Here is a 6136-nt window from a genome sequence, read left to right as displayed (position 1 = left end):
GCTCCAAGTTATGCCTGATGACCATAGCAAGTTGGTACCACTCCTTCCCATCCCGAACAGGACAGTGAAACGACTTCGCGCCGATGATAGTGCGGACTCCCGTGTGAAAGTAGGTCATCGTCAGGCTATTACAGCCCAAACCGCCCCTAGCTCATTTGAGTTAGGGGCGTTTTGCTTTGCGGGGAAGCAAATTTCGATTGCGGCTTTGGTGGCAATTCACTCATCCTCACGGCCGAAGCGGCATAGTCTTTTTACTGAAGCGGGACCTGGAAATCACCGGAACTTCCCCTCAATGCCAACAGCAGAATTCGCCAGCGGACCCAAGGCTCGTCGCGCACTCATATAGCCGCAAGTCACGTGGCCGTGCTGGGGTCAAGCAGTGACAAATTGGCGTCAAGAGCTGACAGATTCAACGATTGATGCTGATTTGATTCGCTCTGGGATATATTGACGCATACGTCAACTGACTTGGCCGCGCGTCTGTGCGAGGTCTCCTGCTGTTCAACAACAACTCCAATTCAATGGGTACGACTTACACCATCAGCGATCTCGCCAAAGAGTTTGACCTCACCACGCGTGCGATGCGGTTCTATGAGGACATGGGACTGCTGTGCCCGGACCGGACGGGGCCTGGCGGGCGCAGTCGGGTCTACAGTCCGCGGGACCGCACGCGTCTGAAGCTGACTCTGCGGGCCAAGCGGCTTGGGCTCTCGCTCACCGAGGCCAAGGAGATCATCGACCTGTACGACAGCCCGCGTGACACGGGCAATCAGTTGCGCAAGTTTCTTGAGGTGCTGGGCCAGCATCGCAAGCAACTCGAAGCGCAGATGACGGACCTGCAGGCGAATCTCGATGAGATCCGTGAGCACGAAAAAGAAGCGGTGGCGCATCTGCATCGCCTTGAGTCTGACGCTAAAAATAAGTGATAATTGACGTTTACGTAAACGTCATATGTGTGTTTCGCATCCTGCCAAGAGCGGGATGGAGCAGTGAGTGGGCTCTTTGCAGCTCCTCGCACAATCTGTTGAGCACCCGTCTGTAGTTCTACCTTCCCAATCTCTCGGAGACAAACCATGAGCCTTGCCAACCTGCCCGGTCTGAATTTCCAACTCGGCGAAGACATCGACGCGCTGCGCGATGCCGTTCGCGAGTTTGCACAGGCGGAGATCGCACCGCGTGCCGCCGAAGTGGATCGCACGGACCAGTTCCCTATGGATCTGTGGCGCAAGTTCGGTGAACTGGGCGTGCTGGGCATCACGGTGTCCGAACAGTACGGCGGCGCCAACATGGGCTATCTCGCGCACATGATCGCGATGGAAGAAATTTCGCGTGCGAGCGCGTCGATCGGTCTGTCGTACGGTGCGCATTCGAACCTGTGCGTGAACCAGATCAACCGCAATGGCAACGAGGCGCAGAAGGCCAAGTACCTTCCCAAGCTGATCAGCGGCGAGCACGTGGGGGCGCTTGCGATGAGCGAGCCCGGTGCAGGATCCGACGTGATCAGCATGAAGCTCAAGGCCGAGGACAAGGGCGGTTACTACCTGCTCAATGGCACGAAGATGTGGATCACCAATGGTCCCGATGCCGACACGCTGGTGGTTTACGCGAAGTCCGAGCCCGAACTGGGCGCGCGCGGCGTCACCGCCTTTCTGATCGAAAAGGGCATGAAGGGCTTCTCGATTGCGCAGAAGCTCGACAAGCTCGGCATGCGCGGCAGCCACACGGGTGAGCTGGTGTTCGAGAACGTCGAGGTGCCGGCCGAGAACGTGCTCGGTCAGGTGAACGGCGGTGCGAAGGTGCTGATGAGCGGCCTCGATTACGAGCGTGCCGTGCTGACCGGCGGCCCGCTGGGGATCATGCAGTCGGTGATGGACAACGTGATTCCCTACATCCACGACCGCAAGCAGTTCGGCCAGAGCATCGGCGAGTTCCAGCTCATCCAGGGCAAGGTCGCCGACATGTACACCGTGCTGCAAGCTGCACGCTCCTTTGCCTATACGGTCGCTAAAAATCTCGATCTGCTCGGAACGGACCATGTGCGTCAGGTACGCAAGGACTGCGCGAGCGTCATTCTGTGGACCGCCGAGAAGGCGACCTGGATGGCCGGCGAAGGCGTGCAAATCTATGGCGGCAATGGGTATATCAACGAGTACCCGCTCGGTCGTCTGTGGCGAGATGCGAAACTCTATGAAATCGGCGCAGGCACGAGCGAGATTCGCCGCATGCTGATCGGCCGCGAGCTGTTTGCAGAAACCTGCTGATGGACGCGTGACCGGGCTGCTGCGCCGTTGTCGTCAACCAAAATAAGGATTGCCCTATGAGCACAACCTCCATCGAACAGCTGTTTGTCCACAACCGTGAGTGGGCAGCGCAGGTGGAGCGTGACCGGCCCGGTTTCTTCACCGGGTTGATGGCGCAGCAGAAGCCCAAGTACATGTGGATCGGCTGCTCCGACAGCCGCGTTCCCGCCAACCAGATTTCCGGTCTGGAGCCAGGTGAAGTCTTTGTTCACCGCAACGTCGCGAACGTGGTGGTTCCGAGTGATCTGAACTGCCTGTCGACCATCCAGTATTCCGTGGACCACCTCAAGGTCGAGCACCTGATGGTCGTCGGACACTACGGCTGCGGCGGCGTGCTGGCCGCGCTGGAGGGGCTGCGCCTCGGTCTGGTGGACAACTGGACGCGCCACGTGCGCGACATTCGCGACAAGCACATCAAGCTGCTCGACTCCATCTCTCCGCAGTACCGCCATGACGCTCTGTGCGAGCTCAATGCCATCGAGCAGGTCGTCAACGTGGCCCAGTCCACGGTGATGCAGGATGCTTGGGCGCGCGGCCAGAAGGTCACGCTGCACGGCTGGTGCTACAGCCTCAAGAACGGTCTCATCACCAATCTCGAGATGACGGTGCCGGGCGTGGGCGGGCTGGAGGAAGTGCACGCTGCCGCCGTCGAGAAGGTGGCGAGCCGCAAGCGCGACTGATCGCCGCGCAAGCGGGCAAAGGCACCCACCCATGTTTCCGCAACGTCTGGATGCCCCGCAGGCCTACGACATCGCGAAGGCGATGATGGACGGCTTCAACCGGCACTACAAGCTGTTCCGCGCCGAATCGGCGCGGGCCAAGCATCGCTTTGAAACGCAGGACTGGCACGGCCAGCAGCGCGCGCAGCGTGAACGCATCGAGTTCTACGATCTGCGCGTGAAAGAATGCGTGATGCGGCTCGACAAGGAGTTCGCGGCCGGAAAGCAGTCCATGAGCGTATGGCAGCAGGTGAAGCTGCACTACATCGGGCTGATGGTCGAGCATTTGCAGCCCGAGCTGGCCGAGACCTTCTTCAATTCGGTCACCACCAAGATCCTGCACCGCACGCACTTTCAGAATGACTTCATCTTCGTGCGCCCCGCGGTGAGCACGGAATATCTGGAAAGCCGCGCGCCCGGCGCGCTGCCGACCTACCGAGCCTACTATCCGCAGACCCTCGAGCGCCTGCCGACGGCGCTCCATGAACTGTTCGAGCAGTTGAACCTGCAATGCCCCTACGACGATCTGGCGCGCGACATCGAACTGCTTTCCGAGCGTATCGAACGGCGACTTGACGGTCTCACGCTGCGCGCGAATTTTCAGATCCAGGTGCTCTCCAATCTGTTCTACCGGAACAAGGGCGCCTACCTCGTCGGCAAGATCATCACCGGCTACACCGAGCTCGCGTTCTCCGTGCCCATCCTGCACAACGGCGAAGGAAAGCTGCTGCTGCATGCCGCGCTGTTCGGCGAGGACGACATGCACGGGCTGTTCAGCTTTGCACGCGCCTATTTCATGGTCGACATGGAAGTGCCGAGCGCCTATGTGCAGTTCCTGCGCACGCTCATGCCACGCAAGCCGCGCTCCGATCTGTACACCGCGCTGGGGTTGGGCAAGCAGGGCAAGACGCTGTTCTATCGCGACTTTCTGCACCACCTGCGCTACTCCAGCGACAAGTTCCGCATCGCCCCAGGCATCAAGGGCATGGTGATGCTGGTGTTCGACCTGCCGAGCTTTCCCTACGTGTTCAAGCTCATCAAGGACCACTTTCCGCACCAGAAGGAAACCACGCGCGAGCAGGTCAAGGGCAAGTATCTGCTGGTCAAGCAGCACGACCGCGTGGGCCGCATGGCGGACACGCTCGAGTACAGCCTCGTCGCTTTTCCGCGCGATCGTTTTTCGGATGAGCTGATCGAGGAGATCCAGAAATTCGCGCCAAGCCAATTGGAGATCAGCGACCGCGACGGCGATGGCCAGCAGGAGGTCATCATCAGCCACCTCTACATCGAGCGCCGCCTTGTGCCGCTCAACATCCATCTGCAGGAGTGCTTTGATCAGGGCGTCGCCAATCCAGAGGCGCACCGCAGTCTTTCTCGCGCCGTGGTCGAGTACGGAAACGCCATCAAGGACCTGGTCGCGGCCAACATCTTTCCGGGCGACATGCTGTGGAAGAACTTCGGCATCACGCGCAACGGCAAGGTCGTTTTCTACGACTACGACGAGATCGAGTACCTCACCGACTGCAACTTCCGCCGCGTGCCCGCACCGCGCAACGAAGAGGAAGAGATGTCCGGCGAGATCTGGTACACGGTGCGCCCCCACGACGTGTTCCCGGAGACCTTCGGTCCGTTCCTGCTTGGCAACGATGCCGTGCGCGAGGTCTTCATGCGCCATCACGCCGATTTGCTCGATGTGCAGTTCTGGCAGTCGCACAAGGAGCGCATACAGGCCGGGCACATGCTCGACGTGTTCCCGTACGACAACGACCGGCGACTGCATGAGCGCAGCGCGCCCACGCGCGAGCAGGAAGCCGCGCCATAGTCCGAGGCATCGACCCAGCTCTTCAACCTTTCCCATCCATTCCAACAGCCGATTCATTCAAGGAGATTCACATGAGCCAACAACACAGCGATCCGGTCGTCATCGTCAGTGCCGCACGCACGCCGATGGGCGCCTTCCAGGGTGACTTTGCCGAACTGTCCGCCAACGATCTGGGCGGCGCGGCGATCAAGGCCGCGGTGGAGCGCGCGGGCATCAAGGCCGAGTTGGTGGAAGAGGTGCTGTTCGGCAATTGCCTGATGGCAGGCCAGGGCCAGGCGCCTGCGCGTCAGGCGGGCTTCAAGGGCGGACTGCCGCAAAGCACGGGCGCGGTGACGCTCTCCAAGATGTGCGGAGCAGGCATGGAAGCCACCATCCTCGCGCACGACCAGCTGATCGCGGGCAGCCGCGAGGTGATGATTTCGGGCGGCATGGAAAGCATGACCAACGCGCCCTACCTGCTCAAGAAGGCCCGTGGCGGCTACCGCATGGGTCACGACAAGATCTTCGATCACATGATGCTTGACGGTCTGGAAGACGCCTACGAGCCAGGTCGCTCGATGGGCACCTTCGGCGAAGACTGCGCCGCCAAATACCAGTTCACCCGTGAGCAGCAGGATGAGTTCGCCATCGCCAGCGTGAAGCGCGCGCAGGCCGCCACCGAAAGCGGCGCGTTCAAGGCAGAGATCACGCCCGTCATCGTCAAGACACGCAAGGGCGACGTCACCGTGAGCGTGGACGAAGGCCCGGCCAAGGCCAAGCTCGACAAGATCACCAGCCTGAAGCCCGCGTTCAAGAAGGACGGCACGATCACCGCCGCATCGAGCTCCAGCATCAACGACGGCGCCGCCGCGATGGTGCTGATGCGTGAATCGACGGCCAAGCAACTGGGCTGCAAGCCGCTCGCACGCATCGTTGCGCACGGCACGCATGCACAGGCTCCCGAATGGTTCACCACCGCCCCCGTCGGCGCGACCGAGAAGGCGCTCAAGAAGGCGGGCTGGAAGGTGGAGGATGTCGACCTGTGGGAGGTCAACGAGGCCTTCGCCGTGGTGCCGATGGCGCTGATGAAGGAACTCAGCGTGCCGCACGACAAGGTCAACGTGAACGGCGGCGCATGCGCGCTCGGCCACCCCATCGGCGCGAGCGGTGCGCGCATCATCGTCACTTTGATCCATGCCCTGCAGACGCGCGGCAAGAAGAAGGGCGTCGCCACGCTGTGCATCGGCGGCGGTGAGGGCACGGCAATGGCCATCGAGCTGGTATAAGCCAGTCGAAGCACGTTGAGGCGAGGGGCG

Annotated in this window: 5 protein-coding genes and 1 rRNA gene; all 6 read left to right on the top strand. The window is 61.1% G+C overall.

Features of this window, described 5'->3' with window-relative positions:
* The first annotated feature begins 13 nt into the window (after positions 1-13).
* The 6 genes from rrf (at position 14) to ISG32_RS07725 (ending at position 6106) form a co-directional block, all read left to right on the top strand.
* Positions 14-126, top strand: a 5S ribosomal RNA gene (rrf, locus tag ISG32_RS07750).
* Between the two features lie 395 nt (positions 127-521).
* Positions 522-926, top strand: coding sequence for a MerR family transcriptional regulator (locus ISG32_RS07745; RefSeq protein ID WP_194770409.1), 405 nt, complete (start codon positions 522-524; stop codon positions 924-926).
* A 147-nt stretch (positions 927-1073) separates the two neighbouring features.
* The gene (locus ISG32_RS07740; RefSeq protein ID WP_194770408.1) at positions 1074-2261 is read left to right on the top strand and encodes an isovaleryl-CoA dehydrogenase; all 1188 of its coding nucleotides are present in this window, start codon (positions 1074-1076) and stop codon (positions 2259-2261) included.
* A 56-nt stretch (positions 2262-2317) separates the two neighbouring features.
* Positions 2318-2980, top strand: a complete 663-nt coding sequence (gene can / locus ISG32_RS07735) for a carbonate dehydratase (protein ID WP_194770407.1) — start codon at positions 2318-2320, stop codon at positions 2978-2980.
* A 31-nt stretch (positions 2981-3011) separates the two neighbouring features.
* Positions 3012-4841, top strand: a complete 1830-nt coding sequence (gene aceK / locus ISG32_RS07730) for a bifunctional isocitrate dehydrogenase kinase/phosphatase (RefSeq protein WP_194770406.1) — start codon at positions 3012-3014, stop codon at positions 4839-4841.
* Positions 4842-4912: 71 nt separating this feature from the next.
* Positions 4913-6106, top strand: coding sequence for an acetyl-CoA C-acyltransferase (locus ISG32_RS07725; protein WP_194770405.1), 1194 nt, complete (start codon positions 4913-4915; stop codon positions 6104-6106).
* The last annotated feature ends 30 nt before the right edge of the window (positions 6107-6136 follow it).

The organism is Diaphorobacter caeni (genome assembly GCF_015354245.1).
In the GTDB taxonomy this organism is placed as follows: domain Bacteria; phylum Pseudomonadota; class Gammaproteobacteria; order Burkholderiales; family Burkholderiaceae_C; genus Diaphorobacter_A; species Diaphorobacter_A caeni.
The sequence above is the reverse complement of the archived record's forward strand: the minus strand, read 5'-3'. Positions and strand labels throughout refer to the sequence as shown.

Bases quoted from the DNA above. Each gene is read 5' to 3' on its own strand.
- ISG32_RS07745 (WP_194770409.1), top strand. From the start codon at position 522: ATGGGTACGACTTACACCATCAGCGATCTCGCCAAAGAGTTTGACCTC.
- ISG32_RS07740 (WP_194770408.1), top strand. From the start codon at position 1,074: ATGAGCCTTGCCAACCTGCCCGGTCTGAATTTCCAACTCGGCGAAGAC.
- can (WP_194770407.1), top strand. From the start codon at position 2,318: ATGAGCACAACCTCCATCGAACAGCTGTTTGTCCACAACCGTGAGTGG.
- aceK (WP_194770406.1), top strand. From the start codon at position 3,012: ATGTTTCCGCAACGTCTGGATGCCCCGCAGGCCTACGACATCGCGAAG.
- ISG32_RS07725 (WP_194770405.1), top strand. From the start codon at position 4,913: ATGAGCCAACAACACAGCGATCCGGTCGTCATCGTCAGTGCCGCACGC.